The following is a 15,777-nucleotide window of genomic DNA, read 5'->3' on the forward strand; positions in this document are numbered from 1 at the left end:
GGCGCCGGGCGAGGGAGTGCGTTGCCGGGCCCGCCCCGGGGCTCAGACCCGCATCGGCTGCGGGGTCTCCCGGCGGGCCGGGTCGGGACCGTCGTACTCCCGGATGATCTCGTACCGGGTGTTCCGCTCCACGGGCCGGAAGCCCGCGTCCCGGATCAGGTCCAGCAGGTCCTCGCGGGTGAGCTTGTCCGGGGTGCCGAAGTTGTCCGCGTCGTGGGTGATCTTGTACTCCACGACCGAGCCGTCCATGTCGTCGGCGCCGTGCTGGAGCGCGAGCTGCGCCGTCTGCACGCCGTGCATCACCCAGAACACCTTGACGTGCGGGACGTTGTCGAAGAGCAGCCGGGAGACCGCGAAGGTCTTCAGCGCCTCGGCGCCGCTGGCCATCGTGGTGCGGTCCTGGAGCCGGTTGCGGATCTTGCCGTCCTGCATGTCCACGAAGTCGTGCTGGTAACGGAGGGGGATGAAGACCTGGAAGCCGCCGGTCTCGTCCTGGAGTTCCCGCAGCCGCAGCACGTGGTCGACCCGGTGCCGGGGCTCCTCGATGTGCCCGTAGAGCATCGTGGACGGCGTCTTGAGGCCCTTCCGGTGGGCGAGCCGGTGGATGCGCGACCAGTCCTCCCAGTGGGTGTCGTGGTCGACGATGTGCTGCCGGACCTCCCAGTCGAAGATCTCGGCGCCGCCGCCGGTCAGCGACTCCAGGCCGGCGTCGATCAGCTCGTCCAGGATCTCCGAGGCGTCCATCCCGGAGATCTTCTCGAAGTGGTGGATCTCGGTGGCCGTGAAGGCCTTGAGCGAGACCGTCTCCGGCAGCGCCTCCTTCAGCGCGCTGAGCGACCGGGGGTAGTAGCGCCAGGGAAGCGTCGGATGCAGGCCGTTGACGATGTGCAGCTCGGTGAGGTTGTCCCCCTCCATCGCCTTGGCCAGCCGCACGGCCTCCTCGATGCGCATGGTGTAGGCGTCCTTCTCGCCCGGCTTGCGCTGGAACGAGCAGTAGGCGCAGGAGGCGGTGCACACGTTGGTCATGTTGAGGTGGCGGTTGACGTTGAAGTGCACCACGTCGCCGTTCTTGCGGGTGCGCACCTCGTGGGCGAGGCCGCCGAGCCAGGCCAGGTCGTCGCACGCGTAGAGCGCGAGACCGTCCTCCCGGGTGAGCCGCTCCCCGGAACGGACCTTGTCCTCCAGCTCCCGCTTGAGCCCAGCGTCCATGCGCGCCTCCTCGAGTCCGGACCGTGCTCCTGTGGCCCCCGGCCGCCGGCCGCGGGCCTCCGACGAGCCTACGCCTACGCGTTCTCGGGCAATTCGCCGACCCGGTTCTCCCATTTGGTGGAGAGCACGATGGTCGTACGGGTGCGGGAGACGCCCTTGGTGCCGGAGAGCCGCCGGATGGTGCGCTCCAGGCCGTCCACGTCGCTCGCCCGCACCTTGAGCATGAAGGAGTCGTCGCCGGCGATGAACCAGCAGTCCTCGATCTCCGCCAGCTCCCGCATCCGGGCCGCCACGTCCTCGTGGTCCACGGCGTCGGAGAGCTGGATGCCGATGAGCGCGGTGACGCCCAGCCCCAGCGAGGGGGCGTCGACGGTGGCACGGTAGCCGGTGATGACCCCGGCGGCCTCCAGCCGGTTGATGCGGTCGGTCACGCTGGGACCGGAGAGTCCGACGAGCCTGCCCAGCTCGGCGTACGAGGCTCTGCCGTTCTCCCGCAGCGCCTGGATGAGCTGCCTGTCCACCGCGTCCATGCCTACTGGGCCTTCCGTCTTCCTGAGATGCGCAGTTTCCCGGTTCCTTCGCGTACGAATCTAAGGCATGGGCCCGCTCCCGCCGTGCGGCACCGTGCCTCCCAGCCCGCCCCGCCAGCGCCGGTAGAGGGTGTGCGGCACGCCCGCCGCGTCGAGCACCCGGCCCGCCACGAAGTCGACCAGGTCCTGCACCTCGCGGGAGTCCGCGTAGAAGGCGGGCGAGGCGGGCAGCACCACCGCCCCGGCGTCGTCCAGGGTCACCAGGTGGCGCAGGGTCGGCCCGGTCAGCGGGGTCTCACGCACGGCGACCACCAGCGGCCGGCGCTCCTTGAGGGTGACGGAGGCGGTGCGCTGGAGCAGGTCCTTGGAGAGCCCGAGCGCCACCCCGGCCACACAGGCGGTGCTGGCCGGGACGATCAGCATGCCCCGGGCCGGGTACGAGCCGGAGGACGGCCCGGCGGCCAGATCGCCGGCCGCCCAGTGCCGCACCCGGCCGGGGCCCGTGGCGAGGGCGTCCGGGTCGAAGGCGTCCGGGGTGCCGTCGGCGCCCCGGGCGAGCCAGCGGCGCAGGTCCTCGGCGGCGTGCGCGTCCCGGAAGGGGCCGCCGGTCTCGTCCAGCACGGTCAGCCGCGCGGCCCGGCTGACGATCAGGTCGACGTCCTCGCCGGCCTCCAGCAGTCCCCGCAGCACGGCGGCGGCGTACGGCGTGCCGGAGGCCCCGGAGACCCCCACGATCCAGGGGCGGCGCTGGCTGGCAGTCACGCCCCGAGCCTACGCGGCCGGGCGACTGGCGTGGCGGGCCGGTCATGCGGTTGGCTGCGGGGATGCGTTTCCCCGGATGCCGACGCCCCGCGACCGGAAGCCGACGCCGACTCCCCGGGCCCCGCCGGCTGCGAGCCGGCGCCACCTGCGGCACGGTCCTGCTGCTGGCCGCCGCGGTGGCGTGCGGTCCCCCCGAACAGGTGAGCTCCGAGGACACGGTGGAGCACGCGGTCGACAAGCTCACCCGGCAACCGTCGGCCACGCTCTTCGCGGACCTCGACGGCTCCCCCGCCGAGGTGCGCGCCTTCCTGGAGAACGCCGGCCAGGGCGCCTCCCCCCAGCGGGCCGCCCGGCTCGCCGAGTCGGAGCTGACCGTGGCCCTCGGCGCGGACGTGCCGCTGGAGGAGCTGGAGTCCTACGACAGCCGCACCCGGCTGGCGCTCTCGCTGAACCTCGGGGACAAGGACATCGTCAACTACAAGTCCGTCGGCGACGCCGTCTATCTGCGCCTCCAGCCCCGGGAGCTGGTCCGGGAGGCCCACCTGGACCCGCGGGAGCGCCGGCAGCTCCGGGAGGTGGTGGACCTCGCGGACCGCCTGCCCGACTCGCTGCGGTCCGTGCAGCGGCTGCTCCGGGGCGGCTGGGTGCGGCTCGACCCGGACGACTACCGGGACTTCGGCTGGGCGGTCGAACGGTTCGCGCGGCTTCCGCTCGACGGGGACGAGGCGCGCGGCGCCGGCTCGGTGCTGGACGGCACGGAGCTGCGGGAGCTGCTGAGCGGGCTCCGGAAGGTACTGGTCGAGCACGGCGACGAGCCCCGGCCGCGGGCCTCCGGCCGGGGCGGCGGCACCGGCACCGAGCGGCTGACCGTCGGGCTGCCCGCGCGGGAGGTGGCCGAGGAGCTGGCGCCCGCCGTCGCGCCGCTGGGCGTCCGGCTGCGGCCGGACCGGGTGCCGGACCGGCGGGTCACCGCCGAGCTGACGATCCGGCGCGGGGTGCTCGCCGGGCTGACCCTGGACCTGGCGGCGCTCACCGACCGCGGCGGGTCCGCCCACCTCCCGCTGCGGCTGCGGTTCGCCACCGGGGACGCACTCTCCGTGCACCGCCCCTCGAAGTCGTACGAGCTGGAGCCGCAGGACATGCTGGCGGCCTTCCTCTACGGCACGGTGCACGGGCCCGCCCGCTGACGGACGGCCGGCGGGGCCGGTCGACGGCGCTCCGGGGCGGGGTGCCCGAGGCAGGTGGGGAACCGGCGCGCGCCGGGTAGCGTTGTGCAGGGAGCGGACCCTGACACGCGGGGCTCTCCAGGGCGGGGAGGCGTGATGACGAGCGAGACGGCGTACCGGACCAGGGGCGCGGCCCAGGTGATCCTGTTGTGGGTCGGCCTGCTCTGGGTGCTGGAGGCGGCCGACCAGGCGACGGGGAACGCGCTGGACACCTTCGGGGTCTCGCCGCGCCGCACGGACGAGCTGGCCGACGTCATACCCGCCGCCTTCCTGCACTTCGGCTTCGACCACCTGATGGCGAACACCCTGCCGCTGCTGGTGCTCGGTTTCATGGCCGCACTGCGCGGCACCGGACGCTTCCTGGCGGTGGCGCTGACGATCATCGTGATCAGCGGCCTCGGCGTCTGGCTGACGGCCCCGGAGAACAGCAACACCGCCGGAGCCTCCGGACTGGTGTTCGGGCTCTTCGGCTATCTGGTGGTACGCGGGTTCGTGGACCGGCGGATCACGGATGTGGCGCTCGGCGGCGTGGTGGTGGTGTTCTACGGCTCGATCCTGTGGGGGGTGCTGCCCACCTCGGCGGGGATCTCCTGGCAGGGGCACCTGTTCGGGCTGATCGGCGGGGTGGTGGCGGCCTTCCTCACCTCCACGGTGCACAGTCAGGGCGCCCAGAAGCCCGCCTGGCACTGACGGCCGGGGAGCGGCCGGCGGGAGCGGCACCGCGCGGGCACGGGGCTCCCTCGCGGGCGCGGGCACGGGCTCCTGCGCGCGACAGGGCTCCCCGGAGTGCGGCGCCGGGCAGGGACTCCCGGTGTGGTCCGTCCCGTCAGGCGCTCAGGCCGCGGACGGCCAGGTCCGCCAGGGCGCAGCCGAAGAGCGCGATGCCGACGAAGCCGTTGACGGTGAAGAACGCCCGGTTGACCCGGCTGAGGTCGCCCGGCCGCACCAGCAGGTGCTCGTAGCAGAAGGCCACCGCGACCACCGCCAGTCCCGCCCACCAGAGCGCCCCGGCCCCGGTGACGGCGCCGAACCAGGCCAGCAGCGCCACCGTCAGGGCGTGGCTGGCCCGGGAGGCGTACAACGTGGTGCGGATGCCGAAGCGGGCGGGCACCGAGCGCACCCCCTGGGCCCGGTCGGCGGCCACGTCCTGGCAGGCGTAGATCAGGTCGAAGCCCCCGATCCAGATGCCGACGGCCAGCCCGAGTATCACGGCCTCCCAGGACCAGCTCCCGGTGACCGCCAGCCAGGCCCCGATCGGCCCGATGGACTGCGCGAGCCCCAGGATGGCCTGCGGGAAGTCCGTGAAGCGCTTGCCGTAGGGATAGACCACCATCGGCACCACCGCGAGCGGCGACAGCGCCAGGCAGAGCGGGTTCAGCAGGGCGGCGGAGCCGAGGAAGACCACCAGCGAGACGGCCGCGCCCACCCGGGCGGTACGGACCGAGACCACGCCGGTGACCAGCTCCCGGCCGGAGGTGCGGGGATTGCGGGCGTCGATCTCGCGGTCGATGATCCGGTTGGCGGCCATCGCGAAGGTACGCAGCGAGACCATCGCGGCGGTGATGAGCAGCAGCTCCCACCAGTGCACCGAAGCGTCCGCGAGGTGCATCGCGGTGAGCGCGCCGATGTACGCGAAGGGCAGCGCGAACACCGAGTGCTCGATGGTGACCAGCCGCAGGAAGGCCCGGACCCGGCCGCCCCCGGCCGCCCCCCGGTCCGCGGCTCCGCTCCCGCCCGGGGCGCCGGTGGGCTCCGCCCCGTCCGTGCGCGTCCCGTCCGTGCGCGCCCCGTCCGTACGCGCCCCGTCCGTGCGCGCCCCGTCCTCCCTCACAGGCCGTACTCCTTCCACCGGCGGTCCACCGTCGCCGCCGTCTCCGGGTCGGAGACGATCATCTGCGGCCAGCCGCCGTCCCGGGTGTACCCCTCCTCCGGCCACTTGGCGGTGGCGTCGATCCCCGCCTTGCCGCCCCAGAACTGCTGGTAGGAGGCGTGGTCCAGATGGTCCACGGGTCCCTCCGCCACCGTGAGGTCGCGGGCGTAGTCGGTGTTCCCCAGGGCCCGCCAGGCCACCTCGTGCAGGTCGTGCACGTCGCAGTCCGCGTCCACCACCACGATCAGCTTGGTGAGGGACATCATGTGCGCCCCCCAGATGGCGGACATCACCTTCTGTGCGTGCTTCGGGTAGCGCTTGTCGATGGAGACGACGGCGCAGTTGTGGAAGCCGCCGGCCTCCGGCAGGTGGTAGTCGACGATGTCCGGCACGATGACCTTGAGCAACGGGAGGAAGAACCGCTCCGTGGCGCGCCCCAGCGGACCGTCCTCGGTCGGCGGCCGGCCGACCACGATGGACTGGAGCAGCGGCCGCCGCCGCATGGTGACGCAGTCGACGGTGAGCGCCGGGAAGTCCTCCTGCGGGGTGTAGAAGCCGGTGTGGTCGCCGAAGGGCCCCTCGGGCAGCATGCGGCCGGGCTCCAGCCAGCCCTCCAGCACCACCTCGGCGGCGGCGGGCACCTGGAGCGGCACCGTCTCGCAGTCCACCATCTCCACCCGCTTCCCCTGCACGAAGCCCGCGAGCAGGTACTCGTCGATGTCGCCGGGCAGCGGCGCGGTGGCGGCGTAGGTGACGGCGGGCGGGCAGCCGAAGGCGATGGCGATGGGCAGCTTCTCACCGCGGCGCGCGGCGACCTGGTAGTGGTTCCGGCTGTCCTTGTGGATCTGCCAGTGCATGCCGATGGTCCGGCTGTCGTGCCGCTGGAGGCGGTAGAGGCCGAGGTTGCGCACCCCGGTCTCCGGGTGCTTGGTGTGGGTGAGCCCGAGGTTGAAGAAGGAGCCGCCGTCCTCCGGCCAGGTGAAGAGCGCGGGCAGCGTGCCGAGGTCCACCTCGTCACCGCGCAGCACCACGTCCCGTACCGGCCCGTCCTTCACCTTCCTCGGCGGCACGTGGGACATCGTGCCGAGCTTGCCGAAGGCCTCCCGCATGCCGACGAAGCCCTGCGGCAGCTCGGGCCTGAGCAGGCCGCCGATCTTCTCGCCGATCTCCGCGTACGCCCTCAGGCCGAGGGCCTTGAGCAGCCGCCGGTCGGTGCCGTAGACGTTCATGGCCAGCGGCATCGCCGAGCCGCGGACGTTCTCGAAGAGCAGTGCGGGGCCGCCGGACTTCTGCACCCGGTCGACGATCTCGCCGATCTCCAGATGCGGATCGACCTCCGCCGTGATCCGCTTCAGGTCGCCCTCGCGTTCCAGCGCCCGCAGCAGCGAGCGGAGATCGTCGTATGCCATGTGCCCCAGTATCGGCCATGGCTTCCGGGCACCGTTACGCTGGCCCTGTCACCTGGCCGCGTCGGCGGCCCCCCGCGCCGCGACAGCCCGACCCTTGAGGGGCCCGCATGATCCGGTATCTCCCGTTCCTGTTGATCCTCGCGGTGTGGATCTACGCCTTCGTCGACTGCCTGAACACGCCGGAGAACGAGGTACGGAAGCTGCCGAAGCTCGCCTGGGTGTTCATCATCCTGCTCTTCGGCCAGGTGCTGCTGGGCCCGCTGGCCTGGTTCCTGGTGGGCCGGCCGCGGCGGAACGTGCCGTACGGCGCCACCCGTCCGCAGGAGCGGCGCTGGGTGGCGCCGGACGACAACCCCGAGTTCCTCAAGTCGCTGGGCGAGGAGGAGCAGGAGCGGCGGCGCCGGGAGGGCGGCGGCCCGGAGGACACACCGCCCCCGGCCGGGGCGTGACCCCGGCGCCCGGCACGCCGGGCGTCAGAGACAGTCGCCGCCGAACACGTCCTCGTGCGTGCGGTAGTACGCGGGTGCTTCGGTGCGCCGCTGGTCCTTCCGCGGACCCGACGCCTCGTCCGCCTCCTCCCCCCGCGCGCGGTCGTTCCCCCGCTCCTTCTCCGGCACCGGGTACTCGATGACCGGGACGGGCTTGCAGACCGGCCACTTGTCGGTGCTCGGCTCGGCGTCGTAGCCGAAGGTCCCGCTCGCTCCGCGCACACAGTTGACGCAGTCCGAGCCGTCCTCCGTGCCGAGCACCGACATGTTGACGATCGTGTTGTAGACGTCGTCCTTGGTGGGCATCCGGAAGCCCTCCGGGGCGTCCTCGTTGGCCGCGGTGAAGGACTCGTCCGCCGCCTGCGCGGCCACGGTGAACGCGTCGTGGTACATGATCGTGTAGCCGTCGTCCAGCGGCTTGCGGCCCAGCTCCACCCGCTGCGCCAGGGACTGGAAGACCTCCAGGAAGCTCTGGAAACCGCGCGGCGGTTCCGCGCCGCCCTCCCACCAGCGCGGGTCGACGTCCACGGCACCCACCGTGGTGATCTTCGCCTCGCGCATCTGCCGGGTGGTCGTCCGGCCGGTGTACTCCGGGTCCCGGCCGATGCCGACCTTCAGGATGCGCAGCGGCTTCTCGTGGTCACACGAGGGCTGCTCGGCCAGCTTCCCCACCAGGGCGGCCAGGTCGCGGTCCCGGCCGGCGTAGAAGAGGGTGTCGGCTCCGGTCAGGCAGATCTTCTGGGCGAGCGGGGTGAACCGGCGCGGTATCCCGGCCTCCTCCCCGATCACCCCGAGGTACGAGCCGTTGCGCTTGCGCAGCCCGTACTCGGCGCCGAAGTGCTCCATGAAGACCTCACGCAGGTTCTGCGCGTAGTTGTCCTGCTTCCGCGCGTCCCACACCAGGAAACCGCGGCCGGAACCCGGCTGCTCCGCAAGGTACTCCTCCAGCGCCAGCGCGAAGTCCTTGTTGGAGGCGGAGGTCTTGAAGAGGCGGTCGGCGGTCATGTCGCGGGAGGTGAGCACCGGGCCGATGTTCGGGATGCGCTCCGCCGACAGGGCCTCGGCCGCCTTCCGGGTGTCCGGCACGCTGTTGGGGAAGCCCAGGACGGCCACCAGCGGCGCCTCGCCGCCGGTCTCCCCGGCGAGCTGGTCGACCACCGGCCGCCACTGGTCCAGGTCCTTGCCGTCGTTGGCCATCAGCAGCTCGTACTGGAGCCCGGAGTCCCGGTTGGCGCGGAGCTGCGCGGTGTGCGCGCCCGCCAGCCCGTGCCGGATCAGGTCCTCCGTCATGGCACTGGTGGCGTCCGAGGTGTAGGGCATCATCAGCGCGATGCGCACGTACGGGATGCGGGCCCGGCCGTCGTCCGGGTCCTCCCAGTCGTCGCGCACCCGGGCGTTCTCCGCGGCGACGCTGCGGATCAGGCCCGCCAGGTCCTCGTCGAAGACGTGCGCCTCCGCGGTGACGCCGATGCACTCGCCGGCGTCGCCGCGCCGCTCCAGCCCGGGGCCGCACCCGTCGCCGGAGGGCCAGACCACGACGCCCAGCCCGGCGAGCAGTGCGGCGCAGACCAGGCCGACGACGATCTTGTAGGGAGTGGTGAGCAGGGAGAGGAAGTCGGCTAAGCGTCGGAGCATGGGTCCTCACTCGGTGTCGCGGATCGTTGCGCGGGTTCGCCGCGCGGAGGGGCGGGGCGGAAGGCCGGGGCGGGGCCCGGCCGGGGTCACGGCGGGAAGGACCGCCGCTCCCCGGCGGCCCCGGCCCAGTCGCGGGCGGCCCGGGAGAGCACCGCGTGCCCGGTGGGGTGGTGCAGGGAGAGGAAGTCCAGCTCCCGCTCCAGGGTGCGGCGCAGCTCCTCGGAGGGAGTGCCGACGGTGTCGGCCGTGTACCAGGCGGCGTGCAGCAGCCGGTTGACCGAGCGGTGCAGGTCGTCCGCGTCAGCGTGCTCCGCGTCCCGCTCGCCGCGGGCGACGGCCGGCCGGGGATCGCGCCCGGGCGGGCCCCAGGGCGGATGCGGCGCGGTGACGGCACGGCCCAGGCAGGCCAGCCAGCGGCCCGCGTCCGCCTCCCCGAACGCCCCGGCGAGCCGCAGCACCACGGACCAGGCCTCGCCGGCGGCCAGGGTGTGCCGCAGCACGTCGGGCTCGCCGGCCTCGCCCAGCGCGGCGTGGTGCTCCCGCAGCACCCGGTGCACCTCCTCCCACCCGGCCGGCGCGTTCCCCTCGGCGGAGGTGCGGCGGAACTCCTCCACCAGAACGGCGCGCAGGAAGGGGTCGGCGACGAAGAACCCACCCCCGGCGGGCGCGGCACCCGCCGCACCGGCCGCCGGGTGCTCCGGCTGCCAGAGCTCCTCCCGCAGGTACCGCTCGGCGTCCGCCGCCGTGCCGCCCCCGCCGGGCACCGCCCCGGCCAGCGCGTGTGCGGCCTCCCGGGCGCCGGCCACCGCGAGCGTCACCAGCCGGTCCCTCAGCAGCGCGTCCGGCACCAGCAGCTCCAGCAGTGTCTCCGTCACCGGCCGGCCGCCGGCGGTACGCAGCCGCAGCAGGTCCTCGACGCCCACCGGCTCGCCCGCGGGGGCGTGCAGCACCGCGTCGCAGAGCAGCCGGCAGCCCAGCGGCTGCCCGCCGGTCAGCCGGTGCACGGCGGTCGGCAGTTCGGCGTCCAGCGCGGCCGGGGCGTCGTCGAGCATGGTGAGCACGTCCTGCGGGCCGAGCGGCGGCAGGTCGACGGCGAGCACCCCGGCGGACGGCGTGCCGGACTCCGGCGGCTGCCAGCCCGAACGCTCGGCGACCTCGGGGAACCGGCGCCGGACCGCCTCCGGGTAGCGCACCGGGGCCGTCTCCCGGGACGCGCCCACCACCACCAGCGGGTCCGGCCGGGAGCCACCGGAGGTGGTCAGCGCGGCCCGCGACTCCAGCAGGATGTCCAGCACCGCGCGGCCGGCCGGCGTGTGCACGTTGTCCAGGAGCGCCAGCGGACGCGGCACCTGGGCGAGCCGGCGGCGGGCGGCGCGGGCCTCGGTCAGGTCGGCCAGCAGAGCCTCCGTCAACGTCCGCTCCACGGCCCGGCGGTAGTCGCCCCCACGGTGGAAGCGGCGGCAGAGCCGGACCAGGGCGTGCACGCCGTCCTCGGCGCCCTCGTCCCGGTCGCCGTACCACTGCTGCGCCTGGCGGGCCTCCCGGCGGCCGGCGTGCCGGGCGAAGTACTGCCGGGTCACGGCGTCGGCGACCGGCTCCAGGTCGTCGGCCGGGTTCGCCCCGGCGAGCTGTGCGGCGACGTCGGCCATCCACGGGGCGCCGAGGACGTGCGGCTCCGTCTCGCCGGGCCGGCGGTCCTCCTCCAGCGCCGCCAGCAACCGGCTGATCCGCCCGCGGGCCACGTCCTGTTCGCCGGCGTCCCCCCGGTGCCAGCTCGTGACGGCGAACAGCCCGGGCAGCAGCCGGACGAACCGGCCGCGCCCGAAGGGCGGCACCGAGGGCGCCAGCCCCGTGCAGAGCCGTACCAGCACCTCGACCAGGGCGGAGGTGTTGGAGACCGCCGGCCCGCGGCCGCCGGCCGGGCCGCCGATCCGCTCCAGGTCGGCGCGGGCACACGGGACCCGCGCCTCGTAGTACTCCGCGAGCTGGTCCAGCAGTGCGGTCTTCCCCGTCCCGTGGCGGCCGGTGACCAGCACCACCGGCAGCGCCCCCGGGTGCTCCCGCGGCACCGCGCGGAGGCGGTCGTGGGCCAGCCCGACCAGTCTCGGCAGCAGTCCGTGCAGCAGGGCGTCCCGCCCGTACAACCGCGGCATGCGCCCTCACCCCCTCTTCTTGCGGCCCGCCGCCGGGAGCGGCGGCGGGCCTGACGTTCCGTCGGCCCCGGTGCGGCCCGGGTCGTGCACAGGGCACGCCGGGCGGCACGGCTAGCCCAGCAACCGCCCCATCGCCTGACCGACGGCGTCCAGCACCACCTGGCGCGCGACGGTGTCGGGCGAGGCGTACAGGGCCGTACGGATGCGTTCCAGCACCCCCTCGCGGCGGTCCGGGCCGGGCGTCCCGTCCGGGTCCGCAGGGGTCGCCGGGCCTCCGGCCGTCGCGTCGCCGGGCCGTCCGCCGGCCCCGCCGTCCAGCGCGTCGAGCTGCTCCAGCAGCGCGGCGCGGGCCTCCTCGTCCAGTCCGAGCTCCGGGACCAGCCGGCGGATCACGGCCGCCAGCTCCGGGACGGCGGAGGGCTGCGGGAAATGGATCCCGCCGCTCACCCGCTGGTCGCCGCCGACCACGTTGTGCACGGTGCCGTGGAAGACGTTCTCGGTGGTCGTGGTGGGCCGGGCGAGCTCCCGCTGCTGCTCGACGTACCGGCCCACGTCGGCCTCGCTGAGGGCCGCGTCCACCCCGAGCGGTGTCAGCGACACCGGGGCCTCGAAGCCGTCGCCGAGGTGCCCCGCCGACGCGGTGATCAGGCCCTGCTGGGCCAGATAGGACGCCGCCTGGGTGACCTCTCCCGCGGAGAGCGCCTCACCGAAGAAGAACAGTTCGCGGGAGTCGAAGAACTCCGCCAGCCGCACCGGCCTCCCGTGCGCACGGGCGAAGATCCAGGAGAGCAGGGCCTGCCGGGCGTACCTCCCGCGTTCGGCCGGCGAGGCCCGCCGCGCCCGCAACCAGCGGGCCTGCTCCAGCCCCGCCGGCTCGAAGGCGGCCTCGGGACCGTCCGGGCCGCCGTCCCGGACCCGGACCATGGCGTGCCCGCGCAGCCGCTCCAGCACGGTGTCCAGCACGCCGCCGGATATCGACTGGGCCGCGGCGAACTCGGCGCACGGGACGGAGATCCCCGTGTCCCCCTCGGTCCGCTCCAGCAGCCACAGCAGGAAACGCGGCAGGTAGCGACCGGTGCCCGTGCCCTCGGCACCGGACTCGGGTAACGCTGGAAGAGCGGTCGACACGCGTGGATTCCTCTGCTCGGGCCGGCCGCCCGCCCGGCCGGGACCACGGCAGTGCACTCCCCCCGACGGACCGCCGACGTCTCTGCCCCATACCGTCAGCTGTCGTTCTCGAACCTACACACCCTTCCCGGGCGTCACCAGGCTGTCAGCGGAAATCCCCGGCCCCGGCGGGCCCTCCGGCCCCCGCCGTGCGGCCGCCGGCCGCCGCGGGAGTCGGGCCGGCGGCTGCGGGCAAGCCGGCCCGAGGCCGGTTCAGACGCCGCCGTAGCTGTGCTTGCCGTTGAAGAAGATGTTGACGCCGTAGTAGTTGAAGAGGAAGCAGGCGAAGGCGAAGAGCGCCAGGTAGGCGGCCTTGCGGCCCTTCCAGCCGGCGGTGGCCCGGGCGTGCAGGTAGCAGGCGTAGGCGATCCAGGTGATGAAGGACCAGACCTCCTTGGGGTCCCAGCCCCAGTAGCGGCCCCAGGCGTCCCCGGCCCAGATGGCGCCGGCGACGATGGTGAAGGTCCAGAAGGGGAAGACCGCCGCGTTGATGCGGTAGGCGAACTTGTCCAGCGAGAGCGCCGACGGCAGCCGCTCCAGCACCGAGGTGGCGAAGCCGCCGGGCCGGCCGCCGTCCAGCAGCTTGGTCTCGTAGCGGTCCCGGAAGAGGTAGAGCACCGTGGAGACCATGCCCAGGTAGAAGAGCGCGCCGCAGACGATGGCCAGCGAGACATGGATCCAGAGCCAGTACGAGTGCAGCGCCGGCACGAGCTGGTCGCTCTCGGTGTAGAGCACCGTGGTGGCCAGGCCCAGGTCCAGCAGGACGGTGGTGACCAGCGGCAGGCCGATCCAGCGGACGTTCTTCCGGGCGATCAGGAAGGCGAAGTACGCGCCGACGGCCACCATCGAGAAGGTGGTGGAGAACTCGTACATGTTGGCCCAGGGCGCGCGCTGCACGGAGAGCGCCCGGGTCAGGACCCCGGCCGCGTGCAGGCCGAAGGCCAGCACGGTGAGGGAGATCGCGATGCGCCCGTAGAGGTCGCCCTGCTCGTCGCCGCCCGCGGCGCCGGGCCCGTCGGGCAGTTCGCCGCGGCGGCCGGCGCTGGACCGGGTGACGACCTTCGGCCGTTCCAGGACGGTGGTGGAGCCCGCGCGCCGCACGGTCACCGCCGGGGCGGAGGCCCCGGCGGAATCCGCTGCGTCGTCCCGGGCGCCGGACCGGGCGCCGGCCTGGTCGCCGGACGTCCGGCTGCCGCCGAGCGCGGCGGCCGTACGGGCCACCTTGCTGCGGCTGCCGAACACCCACTCGGCGATGTGGGCGAGAAAGGCGAGGGTGTAGACGGCCATCGCCGAGTAGATCAGGTAGTTGCTGATCTCGGCGATGTTCTCGTTGGTGGCTGCGGCGATGTTCACTCGGCTTCTCCTCGCGAGAGCTGCCCGGCGCCGCGCTCGGCGTCGGCCTTCTCCGGGCCCGTGGCGGTGCCCGCGTCCGGTGCTGCGTCCGTGTCCGCTGCTGTGTCCGTGTCCGGCTCGCCGGAGGCGGTGGTGCCCCCGGCGCGGGTGGGGTCGCCTCCGGCGGCGGGTCCGGACTCGCCCGCGCCTCCGGGGGCGTCTCCGGTCCCGGTGTCCCCGCCGTCGCCGGCGGTGTCCACCGGGTCGGCGGTGCGCTGGAGGTCGGCGGCGAGATCCCCGAGCTCCTCCGGCAGCCGCGGGGAGTCGCTGCGGCCCAGCCCGGCCATCTCCACCACCGTGAGCCCGCCGGCGTCCCGGGCCGCCCGCACCCACACCCGGCGGCGCTGGATGAACAGCGAGCCGGCCAGACCCGCGATGGCGGCCAGCGCACCGGCGAGGGCCCAGCCGTTGCCGACCTGGTGGGCGATCTGGAAGTTGGCCCAGCGCTTGACGCCGTCGAAGGTGAGGGTGCCCGCGCCGTCCGGCAGCTTCATGGACTCGCCGGGCAGGATCTTCTGCGCGAAGGGCCCGCCGTCCTCGTCCGTGAACTGCTTCATGTTGTCGGTGTCGAGCTGGTACACGTTCTGCGGGATGCCGGCGTCCAGCCCCAGGTCGCCGTGGTAGGCGGTGAGGAAGAGCACCGGGTACTCCAGCTCGGGCGACTGGGAGAACATCGTCCCGGCGCCGGAGCCGCCGAAGGTCGGCACGAAGAAGCCGCGGAAGCCGAGCTGGTCCCGCTTCCCCTCGGCGTCGCGGTAGTCCGTCACCTTGATCACGCCGCTGGAGGTGAGGTTGCCGTCCTGCGGCAGGAAGGCGACCGGGCCGCGGTAGGCGATGTCGCCCTGCCCGTCGCGGACGGTGACCACGGGCGCGTAACCGTTCGCCAGCAGGTAGACCTTGGAGTTGCCGACCTCCAGCGGGTGGTTGACCCGGATGGTGGACTTCCGCTCGGTGCCCTCGGCCCCCTTCCACCAGGTGACGTCGGCCTCGGCCGTCCGGACGCTGCCCTTGTTGGGCCCGCTCTTCTCGAACGTGGCGTCGAAGCCGTCCAGCCGGAAGCCGAAGGCGTCCAGGTCCGCCGGGCTGAAGAGGGAGCCCGAGGAGAAGTCGTCGTACTGGGTGAGGGTGTTGGAGAAGCCGTCCCCGACGATCACCAGCTTCCCGCCCTCGGCCTTGAAGAGCTGCCCGGCCGCGAAGGCCAGCAACAGCACGATCAGGGCGATGTGGAAGAGGAGGTTCCCGGCCTCGCGGAGATAGCCCTTCTCGGAGGCGACGGCGGCGTCCTCCGCGTGCACCCGGAACCGCTTGCGGCCCAGCACCGTACGGGCGTCCCGCAGCACCTCCTCCGGCGGGGCGTCGGTGCGCCAGGTGGTGTACGCGGGCATCCGGTCCAGCCGGCGCGGCGCACGCGGCGGCCGGGCCCTGAGCTGGCCGACGAACTGCCAGCTCCGCGGCACGATGCAGCCCGCCAGCGACACGAACAGCAGGATGTAGATCGCGGAGAACCACACCGAGGTGTAGACGTCGAAGAGCTGGAGCTTCTCGTACAGCGGCGCCAGCAGCTCGTGCCGCTCCTTGAACTCCCGCACCTGCACCGCGTCCACGGCGCTCTGCGGGATGACGGAGCCGGGGATGGCGGCGAGGGACAGCAGGAAGAGCAGGATCAGCGCCACCCGCATCGAGGTGAGCTGCCGCCAGAACCAGCGCGTCCACCCCAGCGTCTCCCGCCCCGTCCAGGCCAGCGCGCCGCCCGCGCCCGGGCGCCGTGCGCCGCCGAACGAGCCGCGGCCCGCGGCGGACCGCCCGTCGTCCTCGGCGGGCGCCGTGGAGAGCTGCGACATCGCGTCGCCGAGCTCCCGCTCCGCCTCGGCCGTCACCGTGCCGCCGCGCCGGTCCGCCGGCGCCGCCCCGGAGGGCGTCTCTTCGCTCATCGTGC

The 15,777-nt window shown here is 73.8% G+C and carries 13 protein-coding genes; 3 read left to right on the forward strand and 10 right to left on the reverse strand.

Annotation, left to right across the window (positions count from 1 at the left end; all coding sequences use genetic code 11):
- Positions 1-42: 42 nt before the first annotated feature.
- From mqnE to HOY81_RS16795, 3 genes are all read right to left on the reverse strand, one after another.
- Positions 43-1,209, reverse strand: coding sequence for an aminofutalosine synthase MqnE (mqnE, locus tag HOY81_RS16785; protein WP_237321233.1), 1,167 nt, complete (start codon positions 1,207-1,209; stop codon positions 43-45).
- A 74-nt stretch (positions 1,210-1,283) separates the two neighbouring features.
- Positions 1,284-1,739 (reverse strand): Lrp/AsnC family transcriptional regulator, encoded by a 456-nt coding sequence (locus HOY81_RS16790; protein ID WP_237321234.1) that lies wholly within the window; start codon positions 1,737-1,739, stop codon positions 1,284-1,286.
- 60 nt (positions 1,740-1,799) lie between these two features.
- On the reverse strand, positions 1,800-2,501 hold the full coding sequence (locus HOY81_RS16795; protein ID WP_237321235.1) for a UbiX family flavin prenyltransferase: 702 nt from the start codon (positions 2,499-2,501) through the stop codon (positions 1,800-1,802).
- A gap of 200 nt (positions 2,502-2,701) precedes the next feature.
- Between HOY81_RS16795 and HOY81_RS16800 the strand changes: the two genes are divergently transcribed.
- Together HOY81_RS16800 and HOY81_RS16805 are read left to right on the forward strand one after the other, a co-directional pair.
- The gene (locus HOY81_RS16800; protein ID WP_237321236.1) at positions 2,702-3,688 is read left to right on the forward strand and encodes a hypothetical protein; all 987 of its coding nucleotides are present in this window, start codon (positions 2,702-2,704) and stop codon (positions 3,686-3,688) included.
- A gap of 135 nt (positions 3,689-3,823) precedes the next feature.
- Positions 3,824-4,417, forward strand: coding sequence for a rhomboid family intramembrane serine protease (locus HOY81_RS16805; protein WP_237321237.1), 594 nt, complete (start codon positions 3,824-3,826; stop codon positions 4,415-4,417).
- Between the two features lie 136 nt (positions 4,418-4,553).
- On the opposite strand, the gene mqnP is transcribed toward HOY81_RS16805, so the two are convergent.
- Positions 4,554-5,558 carry a menaquinone biosynthesis prenyltransferase MqnP gene (gene mqnP / locus HOY81_RS16810; RefSeq protein WP_308341084.1) on the reverse strand — a complete coding sequence of 335 codons (1,005 nt, stop codon included), beginning with the start codon at positions 5,556-5,558 and terminating at the stop codon, positions 4,554-4,556.
- Positions 5,555-7,006: a menaquinone biosynthesis decarboxylase gene (locus HOY81_RS16815; protein WP_237321238.1), complete on the reverse strand. Its 1,452-nt coding sequence runs from the start codon at positions 7,004-7,006 to the stop codon at positions 5,555-5,557. Before HOY81_RS16815 ends, mqnP begins: the two co-directional genes overlap by 4 nt.
- Before the next feature lie 107 nt (positions 7,007-7,113).
- Between HOY81_RS16815 and HOY81_RS16820 the strand changes: the two genes are divergently transcribed.
- Complete coding sequence (locus HOY81_RS16820) at positions 7,114-7,455, forward strand: PLD nuclease N-terminal domain-containing protein (RefSeq protein ID WP_237321239.1); 342 nt, start codon at positions 7,114-7,116, stop codon at positions 7,453-7,455.
- A gap of 24 nt (positions 7,456-7,479) precedes the next feature.
- On the opposite strand, the gene HOY81_RS16825 is transcribed toward HOY81_RS16820, so the two are convergent.
- The 5 genes from HOY81_RS16825 to HOY81_RS16845 form a co-directional block, all read right to left on the reverse strand.
- Positions 7,480-9,129 carry an ABC transporter substrate-binding protein gene (locus HOY81_RS16825; protein ID WP_237321240.1) on the reverse strand — a complete coding sequence of 550 codons (1,650 nt, stop codon included), beginning with the start codon at positions 9,127-9,129 and terminating at the stop codon, positions 7,480-7,482.
- Positions 9,130-9,215: 86 nt separating this feature from the next.
- A complete protein-coding gene (locus HOY81_RS16830; protein ID WP_237321241.1) occupies positions 9,216-11,282 on the reverse strand; it encodes an ATP-binding protein in 2,067 nt (688 codons plus the stop codon).
- Between the two features lie 111 nt (positions 11,283-11,393).
- Positions 11,394-12,410 carry a hypothetical protein gene (locus HOY81_RS16835; RefSeq protein WP_237321242.1) on the reverse strand — a complete coding sequence of 339 codons (1,017 nt, stop codon included), beginning with the start codon at positions 12,408-12,410 and terminating at the stop codon, positions 11,394-11,396.
- Positions 12,411-12,662: 252 nt separating this feature from the next.
- Positions 12,663-13,802 carry a c-type cytochrome biogenesis protein CcsB gene (ccsB, locus tag HOY81_RS16840; protein ID WP_237321243.1) on the reverse strand — a complete coding sequence of 380 codons (1,140 nt, stop codon included), beginning with the start codon at positions 13,800-13,802 and terminating at the stop codon, positions 12,663-12,665.
- Positions 13,799-15,772: a cytochrome c biogenesis protein ResB gene (locus HOY81_RS16845; protein WP_237321244.1), complete on the reverse strand. Its 1,974-nt coding sequence runs from the start codon at positions 15,770-15,772 to the stop codon at positions 13,799-13,801. The genes ccsB and HOY81_RS16845 overlap by 4 nt, the downstream gene beginning before the upstream one ends.
- Between the last annotated feature and the right edge of the window lie 5 nt (positions 15,773-15,777).

Origin of the sequence: Streptomyces sp. JJ36, from assembly GCF_021696945.1 — a bacterium.
GTDB lineage: Bacteria > Actinomycetota > Actinomycetes > Streptomycetales > Streptomycetaceae > Streptomyces.

Bases quoted from the DNA above. Each gene is read 5' to 3' on its own strand.
- HOY81_RS16805 (WP_237321237.1), top strand. From the start codon at position 3,824: ATGACGAGCGAGACGGCGTACCGGACCAGGGGCGCGGCCCAGGTGATC.
- mqnE (WP_237321233.1), bottom strand. From the start codon at position 1,209: ATGGACGCTGGGCTCAAGCGGGAGCTGGAGGACAAGGTCCGTTCCGGG.
- HOY81_RS16815 (WP_237321238.1), bottom strand. From the start codon at position 7,006: ATGGCATACGACGATCTCCGCTCGCTGCTGCGGGCGCTGGAACGCGAG.
- HOY81_RS16825 (WP_237321240.1), bottom strand. From the start codon at position 9,129: ATGCTCCGACGCTTAGCCGACTTCCTCTCCCTGCTCACCACTCCCTAC.
- HOY81_RS16820 (WP_237321239.1), top strand. From the start codon at position 7,114: ATGATCCGGTATCTCCCGTTCCTGTTGATCCTCGCGGTGTGGATCTAC.
- HOY81_RS16830 (WP_237321241.1), bottom strand. From the start codon at position 11,282: ATGCCGCGGTTGTACGGGCGGGACGCCCTGCTGCACGGACTGCTGCCG.
- HOY81_RS16790 (WP_237321234.1), bottom strand. From the start codon at position 1,739: ATGGACGCGGTGGACAGGCAGCTCATCCAGGCGCTGCGGGAGAACGGC.
- HOY81_RS16845 (WP_237321244.1), bottom strand. From the start codon at position 15,772: ATGAGCGAAGAGACGCCCTCCGGGGCGGCGCCGGCGGACCGGCGCGGC.